This window comes from Chloroflexus sp. (assembly GCF_034435895.1).
Classification (GTDB): domain Bacteria; phylum Chloroflexota; class Chloroflexia; order Chloroflexales; family Chloroflexaceae; genus Chloroflexus.
Genome location: NZ_DAOTWH010000002.1, coordinates 34,311 through 49,197, shown reverse-complemented (window position 1 = coordinate 49,197; position 14,887 = coordinate 34,311). Strand labels below are relative to the sequence as shown.

Annotated in this window: 13 protein-coding genes and 2 pseudogenes; 5 read left to right on the top strand and 10 right to left on the bottom strand. The window is 56.1% G+C overall.

Going from position 1 to position 14,887, the window contains the following annotated elements; translation table 11 throughout:
* Nucleotides 1–581: tetratricopeptide repeat protein (locus U9R81_RS00230; protein ID WP_322493540.1), on the bottom strand; the 581-nt coding region annotated here is incomplete at its 3' end.
* Between the two features lie 444 nt (nt 582–1,025).
* Between U9R81_RS00230 and U9R81_RS00225 the strand changes: the two genes are divergently transcribed.
* The gene (locus U9R81_RS00225; RefSeq protein WP_322493539.1) at nt 1,026–1,871 is read left to right on the top strand and encodes an amidase domain-containing protein; all 846 of its coding nucleotides are present in this window, start codon (nt 1,026–1,028) and stop codon (nt 1,869–1,871) included.
* 117 nt (nt 1,872–1,988) lie between these two features.
* Nucleotides 1,989–2,198, top strand: a complete 210-nt coding sequence (locus U9R81_RS00220; protein ID WP_322493538.1) for a hypothetical protein — start codon at nt 1,989–1,991, stop codon at nt 2,196–2,198.
* A 362-nt stretch (nt 2,199–2,560) separates the two neighbouring features.
* Here U9R81_RS00220 and U9R81_RS19980 read toward each other — a convergent pair.
* The 8 genes and pseudogenes from U9R81_RS19980 to U9R81_RS00180 all read right to left on the bottom strand — a co-directional run bounded on the left by U9R81_RS19980 (nt 2,561) and on the right by U9R81_RS00180 (nt 9,996).
* Nucleotides 2,561–3,933 (bottom strand): annotated as a pseudogene (locus tag U9R81_RS19980) (putative bifunctional diguanylate cyclase/phosphodiesterase).
* Nucleotides 3,934–4,152 (bottom strand): annotated as a pseudogene (locus U9R81_RS19975) (PAS domain-containing protein); the annotation flags it as partial. It abuts the pseudogene before it with no gap.
* A 52-nt stretch (nt 4,153–4,204) separates the two neighbouring features.
* Entirely contained in the window at nt 4,205–4,759 is a 555-nt protein-coding gene (locus U9R81_RS00205) for a response regulator (RefSeq protein ID WP_322493537.1), read from the bottom strand.
* Between the two features lie 15 nt (nt 4,760–4,774).
* Entirely contained in the window at nt 4,775–5,146 is a 372-nt protein-coding gene (locus tag U9R81_RS00200; protein ID WP_322493536.1) for a response regulator, read from the bottom strand.
* A gap of 48 nt (nt 5,147–5,194) precedes the next feature.
* Nucleotides 5,195–7,321 carry a hybrid sensor histidine kinase/response regulator gene (locus tag U9R81_RS00195; RefSeq protein ID WP_322493535.1) on the bottom strand — a complete coding sequence of 709 codons (2,127 nt, stop codon included), beginning with the start codon at nt 7,319–7,321 and terminating at the stop codon, nt 5,195–5,197.
* The gene (locus tag U9R81_RS00190; RefSeq protein WP_322493534.1) at nt 7,266–7,955 is read right to left on the bottom strand and encodes a cache domain-containing protein; all 690 of its coding nucleotides are present in this window, start codon (nt 7,953–7,955) and stop codon (nt 7,266–7,268) included. The genes U9R81_RS00195 and U9R81_RS00190 overlap by 56 nt, the downstream gene beginning before the upstream one ends.
* 3 nt (nt 7,956–7,958) lie before the next feature.
* The gene (locus U9R81_RS00185; RefSeq protein ID WP_322493533.1) at nt 7,959–9,029 is read right to left on the bottom strand and encodes a spermidine/putrescine ABC transporter substrate-binding protein; all 1,071 of its coding nucleotides are present in this window, start codon (nt 9,027–9,029) and stop codon (nt 7,959–7,961) included.
* Between the two features lie 34 nt (nt 9,030–9,063).
* Complete coding sequence (locus tag U9R81_RS00180) at nt 9,064–9,996, bottom strand: spermidine/putrescine ABC transporter substrate-binding protein (protein WP_322493532.1); 933 nt, start codon at nt 9,994–9,996, stop codon at nt 9,064–9,066.
* 424 nt (nt 9,997–10,420) lie between these two features.
* On the opposite strand from U9R81_RS00180, the gene U9R81_RS00175 reads away from it, so the two are divergent.
* Nucleotides 10,421–10,936, top strand: coding sequence for a nucleotidyltransferase family protein (locus U9R81_RS00175; protein ID WP_322493531.1), 516 nt, complete (start codon nt 10,421–10,423; stop codon nt 10,934–10,936).
* Nucleotides 10,937–11,071: 135 nt separating this feature from the next.
* Here U9R81_RS00175 and U9R81_RS00170 read toward each other — a convergent pair whose 3' ends face one another.
* Nucleotides 11,072–12,568: an aldehyde dehydrogenase family protein gene (locus tag U9R81_RS00170; RefSeq protein ID WP_322493530.1), complete on the bottom strand. Its 1,497-nt coding sequence runs from the start codon at nt 12,566–12,568 to the stop codon at nt 11,072–11,074.
* Between the two features lie 104 nt (nt 12,569–12,672).
* Between U9R81_RS00170 and U9R81_RS00165 the strand changes: the two genes are divergently transcribed.
* Entirely contained in the window at nt 12,673–13,434 is a 762-nt protein-coding gene (locus tag U9R81_RS00165; protein WP_322493529.1) for a PP2C family protein-serine/threonine phosphatase, read from the top strand.
* A 16-nt stretch (nt 13,435–13,450) separates the two neighbouring features.
* The gene (locus tag U9R81_RS00160; protein WP_322493528.1) at nt 13,451–14,839 is read left to right on the top strand and encodes an LCP family protein; all 1,389 of its coding nucleotides are present in this window, start codon (nt 13,451–13,453) and stop codon (nt 14,837–14,839) included.
* Nucleotides 14,840–14,887: the final 48 nt, after the last annotated feature.

Here is a 14,887-nt window from a genome sequence, read left to right as displayed (position 1 = left end):
GCCGCCATCTCGCCGGTCGCAGCGCGCAGATAGCTTGCCTCCGCTTCCGCCAAGCGCCCCAACACCCGCAATTGGGCCGCCGCCCGCAGCGCCGCGTAGGGCGCGAGCGGTGTCCCGAGCGCTTCGTATCGGTTGTAAGCAGCTACCGCTTCGGCATGCATGCCAGCTGCCTCGTGGGCGCGGGCTGTGAGAAAGAGCGCCGGAGCGTAGGTGGGGGCATCTCGATCCGCCAACAATGGGCGCACCAATTCCGCCGCCGATGTCCAATTGCCGCGATCGCCATACGAGCGGGCCAGCATCAGGCGGGCAACTGGCGCTTCAGCAGCAGCGGGAAAGAGTTGCAACAATTGGCTAAGCAGGCTTGCCGCCGTAGAATTGTCGCCAATCTCACGAGCGGCTAACGCGCGCTGCCAGAGTTCAGCCGCCGTGATCGGCAGCGGAGTCGGCGTAGCCGGCAGGGAAGTGGGGGTGGCAGTCGGTGATGGTTGCGCTACCGGCATCAAGCAGCCCGCCAGTATGCAGCAGAGAAGGCAAGCGAGCCACACTGCGGCGCGCCGCCGGGGCAACTGCGTGAGCGCCATACATGCTCCTTTCGTCACGAGAGCAGTATAGCATGGTGTGGCGGGCGAGATTGCCGCGAGTGGCACTGTTTGGTAAGTGGGACGGATTTTTGGCAACACTCTTTGTGTATTACGCTGGTAGTACTTTAGTGCTAGAAAAGGTCAATCAAAGCACTACTTGAAAATAGTGTTTTTTACTATTTTCAAAACACCCAAAATATTTTATTGCATACACATTCATTAACACAAAAATCAGGAAATCTGTAGCTATTAAAAAACTACAATTGCCATTATTTTCCTAGTGTTGTTGTTATTTTTTATTGGATTCTTTTCCTTTCCAGAGTTTTTGCACAAGGTGTTGATGCTGATAAAAATAGAAATGACCTACTAGCTGCTGGCGAACAAGCAGTAAGGGAATATTTAGCGCGTAACAGTTCAACCGCTGCACTTGCGAGCAGCGACCCGATGGATAAGCAATATCGCCAATTTTTAAGCGATATATTAAATGATAATTATCCGGACATTTGGACAGATGAGAATCACGTAGCTATAGTAGCATACGCCGTTGAGCAATTAGGTTTAGCGGCAGACTTTGAAACGCCCTATGCGCAATGGACAACTTTTATACCGATTGTTGCAAATGGAATTTCACCAATCGTTTCACCTGAAGCAACAGTTGCTTCAGGTGGAGTCGCTCTACAATCCACGTCTCGTGTGAGGTATGATCGTAGTGCGGCTGTCAGGTACGCTTATGAATATACTAACAGATATGGAGGGTGGAATCGAAATTGGGCGTATCTTGATTTCTCAAACAGTGGTGGAGACTGCACTAATTTTGTTAGCCAAGCAGTCTTGGCTGGTGGTATTTCGATGCGGGGAGACGGTACTTGCCGCAGCGAGTCAACAACGCATGAGTGGTATATTTACCGCCTTAGAACAGAGTGTGGTTGGTGGTGGCAGAGTTTCCGCTTATGGAAATGGTCTACATCTTGGACTACAGTGGGAGATTTTCGGGCGTACAGGCGAGATTATGGGGCGAGCCGAGTGGAAGCCTATCCAGCTAATAAAGAAGCTCTATCATTATTAATCTCACGCGCTCGCCCCGGTGATATCATCCAGTTTGACGTGTATGATCGTTCTAAGGGCTGGGTTCCAACTCATTCGATCATTGTGGTAAAATCAGCGAACAATGATCTTCTCTACAATGACCATTCAGGTTCAATCTTGGGAAGCGATACATTTGAAGGCAGTATCAGGGGTAAGTTGAGGGAATGGTCTAGTGAATGGTTTAATGTTGCACCCTTCCGCTGAATGGTATTGATCCAAATGCCCTAAACGAGAGTATAAGTCTGATTGGCAGGTCAGGCGCAAGAGTAGTCTTGCGCCTGACCCACGATTGGCGCCCTTGCAGTTGTGCTGGACATTGCTATGAAGGTACACGCAAATCTTCCTCATCCCATCGCACTGTTACTAGTGCCGCTCATCATTGCCATACTGGCAATCTATCTCTCGTTAGCAACCCCGCCTGCCGATGATATACCGGTGGCCCAAGACATACCAACGCGCGAAGCGCCGATATTAGTGAACGAGATGGTTGCCCGTGTCGCTGCTGCGATCGTCGTGAGCATTTTGGCGTAAGCGGTATTTACCGGTTTATACCGCATCAACCGGGTGCATTCAACCGTGCAAGCAGTTGTCATCGGAGTAGTATCGCTAGCAGTGGGTCTCTTTGTCGCGTCTTCGCCAGTAGGCGCACCAATTGTATGGTCAATAGTGTATCGATTTCAATTCAAACAATATGATCGATTCTTGGACCACATCCTGTTAGCTCTGTATCATGGCTTGATGTTTGTGATTGCGTGTCTCGTTGGATTTACTCTGATCGCCATGATACGGTTGTGGGCAAGCGCTCATTCATCGCAGCGTTAGAGCGACAGCCGAGGCAAGGCAAAGAATGCGCCTGAAAGCGCTGTGATGCCGCTGAACCATGGTGATAAATGTTAATCGTGAGTAGTCTCTTGCATCTTCCCAATTAATGCCTGCGCTTCCGCTTCGCTCAAGGCCGGGGCGAACAGCCAGCCTTGCCCATGACTGCACGCCAATTGTTTTAATTGCTCGAACTGTTCCGGGGTTTCGATCCCCTCAGCCACCACTTCCATATTCAGGTTGTGCGCCAATTGGATGATCGTCTGCACAATGTCGCCTTGGCTCGATTTCGCGTCGATCCGGTTGACAAACGAGCGATCAATCTTGAGCACATTCACCGGGAAGGTATGGAGATAACTTAATGACGAATAACCGGTGCCAAAATCATCAATACACAATTCAACGCCTAAATTGCGAATGCCTTCGAGCAAATTATTAGTGAAACTGCCAAACTTAATAAAGGTATGTTCGGTGATTTCCAGCTTCAAATACTGCGGCGGCAAACCGGTTTGATCGAGAATGTGGTGCAGCCGCTCGATGAGATCGGGCTGGGAAACGATCCGTCCGCTCAAATTCACGCTAATCGACAAGCGCGGTTCGGTAGGAGTCTGCTCGTGCCAGCGCTGCATCTGCCGGCAAGCCTCTTCCAGCACCCACCATGTCATCGGCACGATCAGGCCGGTTTCTTCGGCCAGCGGCAAAAACTCACCGGGAGCCAGCAAGCCGCGTTGCGGGTGTTGCCAGCGAATAAGCGCCTCAAACCCGACAATTGCGCCGGTGCGCAACAGCACGATCGGTTGGTAAAAGAGGCGGAATTCGTTGCGTTCGAGCGCGAGCCGCAAGTCTTGTTCGAGTTGCAATTTCGCCAGCGCTTCGACATGCATCGAGGGATCAAAGCGCACGTAGCATGCTTTGCCGCGTAATTTGGCGTGATACATCGCGGTGTCGGCATCACGGATCAGATCAGCGGGTTGGGCATAGCTGCTGCTGTAGGCAATCCCGATGCTTGATGAAATGACGATCTTATGGCCTTGCAAGTAAAGCGGCGCTGACAAGGCGCGCTGGATGCGTTCAGCCACCTGCTCAGCTTGTTGTTCGTGATCGATCGGCTCGCTCAAAACGGTAAACTCATCACCGCCAAGCCGGGCCACTGTATCATTCGGCCGCACCGATTCTTGCAGACGCACTGCCACCGCGATCAACAACTGATCGCCAACTTATGGCCAAGGCTGTCGTTAATGACTTTAAACCGGTCGAGATCGAGAAAGAGCACCGCAAAGTGACGATCCGGCTCGCGCCGCTGGCGCACGATCGCGCGTTCGAGCCGGTCACTAAACAGCACCCGATTGGGCAGGCCAGTCAAGCTATCGTGCAGCGCATCGTGCTGAAGTTGCTGCTCAGCTTTTTTGCGATCGGTAATATCAGTCTGTGAACCGGCAATCCGCACTGCTTGGCCATGTTGATCCCACACCGCTAACCCCCGGCAGAGCATCCAGCGGTATGAACCATCACGGTGCAGGATGCGATACTCGTGCTGAAAATGGGACAGAAGCCGGCGGAAGTGAGCCATCAACCGCACCTCGAACAACTCGCGATCTTCCGGGTGAATCCGGTCGAACCACTCGCCCGGCGTATCACCAATCTCGTTTTCGGCGTAGCCGAGCATCTCTTGCCAACGCGGCGAAAATATAGATGGTACCGGCGGCAATATTCCAATCTCACAAGCCATCGTTAGCGCCGCGCGCTGCCAGCGCATACCGCTCTTCGCTAAGGCGCAAGGCTTCTTGAGAACGTTCGAGATCGGCAGTGCGTTCGGCAACCATCCGCTCAAGTTCGAGCCGATAGCGCCGCTCGCGGTCGCACAACCGCTTGCGCTCCAGACTGGCATTGATCCGCGCATTCAGCAGCACAATGTTGTACGGTCTGAAGACATAATCATCAGCCCCGTTACGGATGCAGGTGACGACATGATCAATATCAGCCGAGACGACGATTACCGGCAGATCGTAGAGATCAGGGTCGCTTTTAATATGGTTCAACACCTGAATCCCATCCATACCGGGCATCATAATATCGAGCAGGACTATATCAAAGGCGTGCTGCCGCAGCATGTGCAGGGCCGTTGGCCCATCAGGCACCTCATCAACCGCATGACCAAGAGCGGTAAGCTCGCGCCGCAGCAAGAAGCGTAGCACTTCCTGATCATCAACGATCAGTATCCGGCCGGGTTGCGTTTCGGCAACATCCGCTTGGGAGCGTTGGATGTGGTTCATAGCCTGCTCATCGATCTAAGCAGTGCGATTCAGGAGGGCTTGCACCTTTTCACGGAACCGGCCAAAATCGATCGGTTTGGTCTCGAAGTCATCACAACCGGCAGCCAACGAGCGTAGCCAATCTTCATTCAAGGCATAGGCCGTTAGGGCCAACACCGGAATGTGGCTCGTTCCCGGTTGAGATTTGATGCGATGAGTGGCTTGCCAGCCATTAAGCACCGGCAAACCCATATCCATAACGATCAAATCCGGTTTGGCGCTGCGCGCCAGCGCCACTCCTTGCGCACCATCTACCGCCAGTATCGGTTCGTGTCCCATTAATTCTATAATACGCGCGATCAGATCGCGATTATTGGCGTCGTCTTCTACGATCAGAATCTTAGCCATAACCGTAGCGCCCCACCCTATAACATACTCCTTAACCATGCAATCCATTTAGTTTGATGTGGTATTAGCAGCAGACGATGCCGGATTGCGTTGCATCATCTGCCGGATACGGACAACGATCTGTTCCAGATCCAAATCTGCCTTGCATTGGATCGCACTAACGGTTTGGGCCAATCGTTCGCGATCGTTGGCGGTCAGATCGCGAGCAGTCATGAAAATCACCGGGATGCTCTGCCCTACGGGATCGGCCCGCAGATGTTCCAGCAGTTGCAAGCCATCCATCTTCGGCAGCATATAATCGAGCAGGATCAAACCCGGTGGACGGGTCAGCGCAGCCGTCAGACCGGTTTCACCATCAAACGCCACCTCAACCGGCCAGCCAGCCACGCGCAACGTGCGCGCCACCAGTTCGGCCAGCGCCTGATCATCCTCGACGATCAAAATGTGGGACGGCGTCCCTCCATCTTGGCGCCGGCAGTAGCGTTTGACCACCATGAGCAATTTCTCTGGCTCGATCGGCTTAACCAGATATTCAGCCACTTCCAACGCCAAACCGCGGCGCGCCTGATCGTCAATCGTCAAGACCACGACCGGGATAGCAGCTACTTCAGGCGTGTCACGCAGCCGGGCTAATACTTCGATCCCATTCAAGTCAGGCAGTTTCAGATCGAGCACGATCAGATCGGGCAATAGATCGTTTGCCAAGCGCAACCCTTCCACGCCGGTCTCGGCTGTCACCACGTAGACCTCATTGCTTGGCGCTATCCGCCGGATCAGATCGCCAACCGCCGGATCGTCATCGATCACCAGTACGATGGCATTGCTGACCGGCGCGGCACTATCAGCCGCCACCGGCAGCGGCTCGCTTGCATCCTCTGCTGAAGACAGATCGGCTAAGCGCAGGGTTGGCGCGGGCAACACATCACCCAGCTCAGCCGGTATCTCCATGGTGAAGACCGAACCCACGCCAACGGTGCTCTGCACTGTAATCCGCCCGCCAATCAGCTCGCACAGACGCTGGCTGAGCACCAAGCCCAAGCCGGTGCCGCCGTACTTGCGGGTCGGCGAGTCATCAACTTGCGAGAAGGCTTTAAACAGCTTATCGAGTTTATCGGCGGGAATACCAATCCCTGTATCGGCCACCTCAAAGCGGAACCACGTCTTGCCATCTTGCTCGTGGCGAGTGACGGTCAACTTTACTTCGCCATCTTCGGTAAACTTGGCCGCATTGCTGAGCAGATTGATCAACGCTTGCCGCACCTTAGTCGCATCGCTATTGAGCAATCCGATATCAGGCGGGCAATGGACTTGGAAGCGGTTGCGGTTTTTATCCATCTGCGGCAGCACCGTATTTACCGCGGCGTGCACCAAATCAGCCACATTGGCATACTCGGCGCTGATCGTCATCTGGCCAGCCTCGATCTTCGAGATGTCGAGAATATCGTTGATGAGCGTGAGCAGATGGGCGCCGGCGGCCCAGATGCGTCCTACGTCGTGAATCACGGTCTCGTAGATGCCTTTGTTGACGAGTTGTTCCATCAGTTGGCTATAGCCGATAATTGCCGTCAGTGGCGTGCGCAGCTCGTGGCTCATAGTGGCGAGGAAGGTGCTCTTGGCGCGCGAGGCGGCTTCGGCGGCATCGCGGGCTTTAATGAGCTCTTGTTCCACCCGGCGACGCTCTTGAATCTCGGCTCTCAAACTCTCAGTCTGCTTGGCGATCTCAGCATTGCGCATGCGCAGTTGGTGCATCATCGCATTAAAAGCGCGCACCACCTCCGCCACTTCCCGCTCTGAGCGCACCGGCAGCGGATGGGGCAAATCGCCGCCGCCGATCCGTTCGGCGCCTTGGCGCAACTCGTCGAGCACGCAGAAGATGAACCGATTCAGGAGATAATTTGTCGCGAGCAAGAGAAGGATGCCGAAGATAATCAAACTGCCCGTGAAGATTATGCCGGCTCGAGTTGACAGCTCGGTGGCTTCTGCTTTCGGCACTTCAGTGAATACGTGCCATGAAGTGCCGGGGATATTGAGCACAACGCCGAGCGTCTCTTCGCCAACGAGGTTGGTATAATGTCGTTGGCGTCCGTCGGGGGTGAGCGTGCGAAATTCGGGCCGATTGTTAATACTGGTTAATACTGGTGTAGTCGAGCACAATTTGAGGATTAGGGTGAGCAATGATGACCCTATCCTCGTTGACGATATATGCGTGGCCGGTGCGGCCAAACCAGATCGTCGCCATCGTTTCCCACAGCAAATTCATGCGCAGCCGTCCGGCTACCACACCGCCGTCGCTGGCCGGAATAGCCATAATGATATACGGCTCGCTATCAGCAGTGATAAAGAGCGGGCCGAGGTAACGTTGGCCGGCCCGCGCCTGCTGAAACCAATTAGCGAGCGGGATGGTCACTAAATCACCCAGCAAGGAACGATCGCGCGTCACTTCCGCTATGACGCGGCCATTGCGATCAACCCGCACAATCTCGATCCACGCCGGCGCCCGGTTCAAAATCTCTGGCAACAGATCAGGCGAGCGTTCGACTTGTTCAACCGACAATGCGCCCACCAGTGTTAAGGTGTCTTCGATGCGCAGCAAAAAGTCATCGATCGTGCGCACCGCGTTCTGGGCCGCCTCGCGCTGCCGGCCAGCCCAGCCCTCGTGCTCGATCGACTCGATGAACAGGAAGAGGCCATACGCCGCGACCAGCAAGATCAAGGTCAGCATCAGGCTCAAAAAGAGCGTCAGCTTGACCTGCAAGCTAGTATTGAGATGTTGCTGAACAGAGCGTAGCCAAATGCGCAGACGTCGCACGAATCACCTCACCATCGCTGCCAGTAGTTGCTCCCACAATTGATGCCGGTATGCAGCCAGATCAGCCGGCGGTTCCAGCATATATTCCGCTTTCAACATATCCTCCCCGCTTGGAAAGATCCACGGGTGATGCTGCAAAGCTGGATCGATCAACTGCATTGCTTGATCGTTCGCCGTCGCCACGTAGACTTCATTCGTAATCAACGCGCACATTTCCGGCTGCAAGACAACATTGATGAATTGGAAGGCAGCCGCTTTGCGCGTGCTCTGCGCCGGCACAACGAACGTATCAATCCACATCATTGTCCCCTCTTCAGGAAGAACGAATGTTACCGCTGGATTGAGCGCTTGGCCTGCCAGCGCATCGTACGACCAACCGTACAACACCGGGGCGATACCGTTAGCCACCAAGTCGGCGGCAGTGGGCATTAACGGGTCAAGCGCCACCACATTCGGCAGCAGCGTACGCAAACGTTCGGCAGCCTGATCGAACACGGCTGGATCGGTGACTGTGAGGGGCTGGCCCATGGCCTTCAGCGCAATCATAAAGAGTTGGTCTTCTTCGAGCCACATCGCTATCTTGCCGGCCAAGGCCGGATCCCACAGATCGGCCCAGCGCGTAATCGGACGGTCGAGCAGATCGGGCCGCACGACCAACCCGCTCACTCCCCATTGGTAAACGACCGAATAACGGCTGCCCGGATCGTAGGTCAGATCGCAAAAATTGGCGCTGACATAACGAAAATTCGGGATTTGGCTGTAATCAATCGGAGCCAGCAATCCGTCTGCGACCAAAGTCGGCATCAACGTACTCCTCATCACAACCACATCGTAGTCGCCAGTGCCGGCGCGCAATTGGTCAATAACGTCAAATTGACTTTCGTAACCGACATATTCCACCGCAATCCCGGTCTCGGCGCTAAAGGCGTCGAGCAGGGCTTGCGGCATATAGCCGGCCCAACCGGCAATGACCAGCTTGTCTGGCGCCGGCGTGGCAGTAGGCGGCGTGACCACTGGCGCAGGGCTGCACGCAGCGAAGATAAAAAGCAGAATGAAGTGCAGAGCGTAACGCATATATTTATATTACGGTTGAGCGGCGCGCAATACATCAAATGTTATCGTACATTGCCTGTGTTATCGGATCAAGGGGTAATTCTAGTTCAGCCCGTTGCAAGGTAGCAAGCGAAGGGAAAATGACCTCGCTATTGCGAAACTCTGGCTTAACGAGGGGCCACGATACTTCATTCGCGGTTGCTATCGCTAGTTCATTCGTCACCAGCGCACTGATATCCAGTCGCAAAAAGAAATCAATAAACTGTTCGGCAAGCGCCTGCTGCGCGCTAACGGCTGGAATCACAAAACTGTCAACCCAGAGAATCGTGCCTTCACCGGGAGTAATGTAGGCGATATGGTCGCTTTGGCGCTGCGCGTCGAGCGCGTCATACGCCCAACCTAACGCCACCGCATACTCGCCGGATACAAGGTCTTGCGCTGCCGAGTCGACTCCCTCCTCAACCCAACCCAGCCGGCGGGCAAAATCCGGCGCCCGTTCGAGCGCGGTGGCAAGATGGACAGGATTGGTGGTGTTAATGGAAAAACCCAGCGATTTTAAAAGTACGCTCACCGTATCGCGCGGAATCGGCCAGAGTAAAATCTTGCCATCAAGGGCTGGATCCCACAAATCAGACCAGCGCATGATTGGGCGGTCGAGCAGATCAGTGCGAATGAGCAGACCAGTGGCGCCCCACTGGTAGACCACTGAATAGCGATTGCCCGGATCGAACGCCAAATCGCGGAAGTTGGCGCTCAGGTTGCGCGCGTTGGGAATGTTGGCGTAGTTAATGGGGACAATCGCGCCGTTGCTGACTAGATCAGGAATAAATTGATAGCTGACAACCATCAAATCATACACGACACCCTGTGCAAGCGCTGCAATTGCCGCTTCGGTGGTGTCATAACCGATATATTCCACTGCAACGCCCGTTTCAGCGCTGAAAGCGTCAAGCAGCTCTTGCGGCATATAATCAGCCCAGCCGGTCATAGTAATTTTTTGTGATGCTGGCATGGGTGTTGGTATGGGTATAAATGAACATGCTGCGAAAAAAATATGGTTGCGATGGGTTGGATTTTTATTTTAACCTTATTTTAAGTATAAAATCGCGATGTAGAAAGTATACCATTTGCATGTTACCATGATGATTCCAAGCGAAACCATAGAGCGATTATCAGATGACAATTTATTCATCAAAGAATGGCGGGACACGCGATCGCTCATCCCGCTGGTCGGATCACAAAGCGGATTGCTGCTTAATCAGCATTATCAATCTGCGCTCGCTGCGATGCGCCGCTGTAATCGATATACACGCTCTTCCACTCTGAGAAAACGTCGAGCATAGTCGGGCCGGCTTCGCGGTGGCGTCATTGGAACGCTTAGACCAGCCGGTGGTCACATCGGTGTACTGGTCGTGTTCTGGCAGGAGTGTAGCCAAGATGATACAATTGTTCCAACTGCTGTTATTAAGGTTGCTATCCATCTTTGCGCAGCCATTTGCCAAGCAGCGATTGAAGCGGTAGGCAAACCCGCCGGCTCAACATACAACCCGCTTGTCCGGAGCAGGGTGTTGCGCTCGCACGATTGGGTGGCACAGGCGGCGATGATTGATGCCGCTATTCCATACTGGAAGGAACAGCCCATGCCAAACCGCGAAGAAGTGATGACATTGCTGCGGCAACATTATCCTTATCTAGCTGCTCAGTATGGAGTTAAAAAGATAGGCCTGTTCGGCTCTTATGCTCGTGATCAGTCAGATGAAACGAGCGATGTTGACATCATTGTGGAGTTTGAACGTCCGCTAGGATTTCGATTTGTGGAATTAGCTGAATACCTCGAGCACCTCTTAGGCCTTAGGCCGGCGGGTCGATTTGCTGACGCTGACCGGCGTGCGCGGTGTCCGGTTGCCATGGGTGGCGGAAGAGATTGAGCGGAGCGTTATTGATTGCTAGTGGATTGCTGTGACAAAGAAATAAGCGCCTGTATCAGGTTATGCTATCTCTACTAAACTACGTGGCGAGACGCCCATGCAAGCGTCTCGCCATAGGGTTATCCCTGCCGCAAACTAATCCGCGTTATCAATTTGCGCCCGCTGCAACGCGCCGCTGTAATCGATATACACGCTCTTCCACTCAGAGAAGACGTCGAGCATGGTCGGGCCGGCTTCACGGTGGCCGTTGCCGGTGGCTTTGACGCCGCCGAAGGGCAGGTGAATCTCGGCGCCAATGGTGGGTGCGTTGATGTAGACAATGCCGGCCTGCAGCGCCTGCATGGCGCGGAAGGCGGCGTTGATGTCGCGGGTGTAGATCGCCGAGCTGAGACCGTAGGCCACGTCGTTCGCCACTGCCACCGCTTCATCGAGGCTATCCACCTCGATCACACTAAGCACCGGCCCGAAGATCTCTTCGCGAGCAATGCGCATCTGCGGCGTGACATTGGTGAAGACGGTCGGCGCAATGAAGTGACCGTAGTCGTAGTCGCCGCCGGTCAGCCGGTAGCCGCCGCACAACAGCGTTGCCCCCTCTTGCTTGCCGATTTCGATGTAGTTGAGCACACGCTGCATCTGCTTCTCATTCACCAGCGGCCCCATCTCGGTCGCCGGGTCAAGGCCGTTGCCGATCCGCAACGATTGGGCGCGAGCGACGATCCGATCCACTAGCTCTTTGGCCACTGCCCGGTGGACGATCAGGCGGCTGGTGGCGGTGCAGCGCTGGCCGGTGGTGCCAAACGCGGCCCACAACACCCCATCGAGCGCCAGATCGAGATCGGCGTCGGGCATGACGATCAGCGGGTTCTTGCCACCCATCTCAAGGCTAACTCGCTTGATCCGGCGCGCGCCAAGCTCGTATACCAGCCGGCCCGTCTCAGTGCTGCCGGTAAACGAAATTACCGGCACGTCAGGGTGTTCGACTAGCGGTTGGCCGGCTTTGGGGCCATAGCCGGTGACAATGTTGACCACGCCGGGAGGCAGGCCGGCTTCCATCAGGCACTGTACTAAATTGTAGGTGCTGACCGAAGCATCTTCCCCCGGCTTAATCACGACGGTGTTGCCGCAGACAATGGCTGGGAGCATCTTCCACGACGCGATCGCCATAGGGAAGTTCCACGGCGTGATCAGGCCGACCACGCCAATCGGCTGGCGAATGCTCATCTGAAACTTGTTGGGCAGTTCGGATGGGGTGGTGACGCCGTGCATGCGACGGCCCTCGCTGCCGGCGTACTGGGCCATACCGATCGCTTCGACAATATCGCCGCCAGCCTCGAACAACGGCTTGCCCATCTCGCGGGTCAAGTCGCGGCTGTACTGCTCTTTGCGCGCTCGCAACAGCTCGGCGGCGCGGAGCAGAATCTCGCCGCGCTTCGGCGCCGGCACTTTGCTCCATGTGGCAAACGCGGCCTTCGCCGCTTCGACTGCCGCATGAACATCACGCTCATCGCTGTCGGCAAATACCCCCACCACATCACGGGTATCGGCAGGGTTACGGCGCTCGAAGGTTTGGCCACTCTGAGCAGGCACAAACTCGCCGCCGATGAGATTGTGAAATATCCGCGGTGCGGACATCTTCGTCCTCCTTGTCTCAAGAACTGGTAACGGTCTGATTATAGCACGGGGCAACTTGTGGTATGCTGTAACGGACATTGGGCGATCAAGAGGGGAAGCGGGCAATGGCAGAGTTAGAGATGCGGGTCGCGATTGCGAAAGTTCCCCGCGCCGGCGAAGTTGAGAGTGGTGACACACTGGAGATGATCGAGCGTCCGGGGGGCGGGTTTTCGTTTGTGCTCGCCGATGGGCAGGGCAGCGGGCGCAGCGCCAAAACGCTGTCGCATCTGGTGGCTACGCGGGCGATTGCGCTGCTCAAAGATGGCGCTCGAGATGGAGCCGTTGCGCGCGCTGTCCACGATTACCTGTATACCTATCGAATGGGGCAGGCGGCGGCGACGCTCAATATCCTCTCGGTCGATTTTGCCGCGCACAAAATCTTGGTGACGCGCAATAATCCAGCGCCATTTTTCGCTATTACACCGCAGGGCTTGCGCAGCTTTAACGCGCCTTCAGCGCCGATCGGTTTGCAACCGCTCATCCGGCCCCAGATCAGCGAATTGCCGGTGGCGGCCTACACGTATGTCGTCGTGTTTACCGATGGCCTGTTGCGGGCAGGTGAGCGGCGCGGCGAGGATTTGGGATTGCCGAATTACCTTGCAGCATGGCCGGCACGTGAGGGGCGTGATCCGCAGACCCTAGTTGATAGTGTGATGCAACGGGCGCTCGAGCTTGATGATGGCCAACCGAGCGATGATATGAGCATCGTGGTGCTGGCAATCTTGCCGCGCAGCGATGCGCCGGGTCTCCGACGGCTAATGGTCAGTGCGCCGATCATCGCTACCGGCCATTACGAACCGCCCGATGAGCCGGAGATTGAAGAATAACTAGGGTGCGGCGGAGATGGATTGGCAGGATCATGAGCGGCGACAGCCACGGGTGAGCGCGCGCGAGCGGGTGGCCGCGCTGCGTGCGCAACGGCAGCAGCGCTGGCGGCGCTTTTTGACGTTTGGCGGCTTGGCGCTGGCAGTACTGGTAACGGTGTGGGGTGTAGGGTGGCTGTGGAACACCTTCGCCGCCAGTATGCGCCTGAGCGATCCGCGTCCGGCGAGCGGCGGGTCAGCGCCGGCGAATACTGTCTTTCGCCAGCCATTCACCGTCTTGCTGCTCGGCGTTGACCAGCGCGACGATGGCGCTGAAGGGGTGCGCAGCGACACTCTGATCTTGGCTTATGTCAATCCAAATGAACGCTGGGTCAGCCTGCTCTCAATCCCGCGTGATACGGTGTCCGTGATCCGCGGGCTTGGCGAGCAGAAGATCAATGCAGCGTATGGTTATGGCTACCGCCATGCTGTCGATCTGTACGGGCGCGGAGTTGACCCGGCAGCGGCGGGGGCGGCGCTCACCGCCGAGACGGTGGCTACCTTGCTCAATCTACCAGTCGATTATGTCGCCCAAATCGATTTTGCCGGCTTCGAGCGGATGATCGATGCGATCGGCGGCGTGATCATCGAGGTGCCCTCCCCCTTGCTCGATAGCAGTTTCCCGACTGCTGACTACGGGTACGAACGCATCTTCATTCCCGCCGGCTTGCAAGTACTCGACGGCGCGACCGCGTTGCGCTACGCCCGCTCGCGCCATGGATCGAGCGATTTTGACCGCGCCCGCCGCCAGCAGGCGATTGTGCGCGCGGCTCTAGCGACAGTACGCTCGCGCGGAATGCTCGATCAGGCCAGTGCTCTGTCAGCATTACTGGCCGAAGCCCGGCGCAGCATCAAGACGACGTTGCCGATTGACGATCCAGCGGCGTTGCGCGAGTTGATTGCGCTGGCCCAATCGCTCGATCCTGATCGGATTGCGACCTTCAGCATCAACCCGCGTGAGGTGGCAGTGGTGGCCGAAATCGGCTCAGACATCTACTGGAACCGGCGCGATGTGGCGGCGCTGGTCGAGCGGGTGCGAGCCGGGCCGCAGCTCGATCGCGAAGCAGCGACGGTGCAGGTGCTGAACGGGACGCCGGTGAACGGGTTAGCAGCGCGGGTCAGCCGGGCGCTGGATAATGCTGGCTTCCGCACCTTGCCGCCCGCCAACGCCGAACGCCGCGAGACGACGATCATTATCGATTATGCCGGCAAACCAGCGGCGCTCGCCCGCTTGGCCGCTCATTTGGGGTTGCCGGCGACACAGGTCTTTGCCACCCCGCCGGCTGATGCACCGCCCCAACCGCTGGGGGCCGATATCGTCTTGCTGTTGGGGCGCGATTACAATCCGGCGTGGGCCTTGGCGCCGTAATGGCGATATTGCGCCGGGATAGGGCATGCTATTCAGGGTAATGAATGC

Excerpts from the sequence above, each read along its gene's own strand:
- U9R81_RS00205 (WP_322493537.1), bottom strand. The coding sequence starts at position 4,759 with ATGAACCACATCCAACGCTCCCAAGCGGATGTTGCCGAAACGCAACCC.
- U9R81_RS00220 (WP_322493538.1), top strand. The coding sequence starts at position 1,989 with ATGAAGGTACACGCAAATCTTCCTCATCCCATCGCACTGTTACTAGTG.
- U9R81_RS00200 (WP_322493536.1), bottom strand. The coding sequence starts at position 5,146 with ATGGCTAAGATTCTGATCGTAGAAGACGACGCCAATAATCGCGATCTG.
- U9R81_RS00160 (WP_322493528.1), top strand. The coding sequence starts at position 13,451 with ATGGATTGGCAGGATCATGAGCGGCGACAGCCACGGGTGAGCGCGCGC.
- U9R81_RS00185 (WP_322493533.1), bottom strand. The coding sequence starts at position 9,029 with ATGCGTTACGCTCTGCACTTCATTCTGCTTTTTATCTTCGCTGCGTGC.
- U9R81_RS00170 (WP_322493530.1), bottom strand. The coding sequence starts at position 12,568 with ATGTCCGCACCGCGGATATTTCACAATCTCATCGGCGGCGAGTTTGTG.
- U9R81_RS00165 (WP_322493529.1), top strand. The coding sequence starts at position 12,673 with ATGGCAGAGTTAGAGATGCGGGTCGCGATTGCGAAAGTTCCCCGCGCC.
- U9R81_RS00225 (WP_322493539.1), top strand. The coding sequence starts at position 1,026 with ATGGATAAGCAATATCGCCAATTTTTAAGCGATATATTAAATGATAAT.
- U9R81_RS00180 (WP_322493532.1), bottom strand. The coding sequence starts at position 9,996 with ATGACCGGCTGGGCTGATTATATGCCGCAAGAGCTGCTTGACGCTTTC.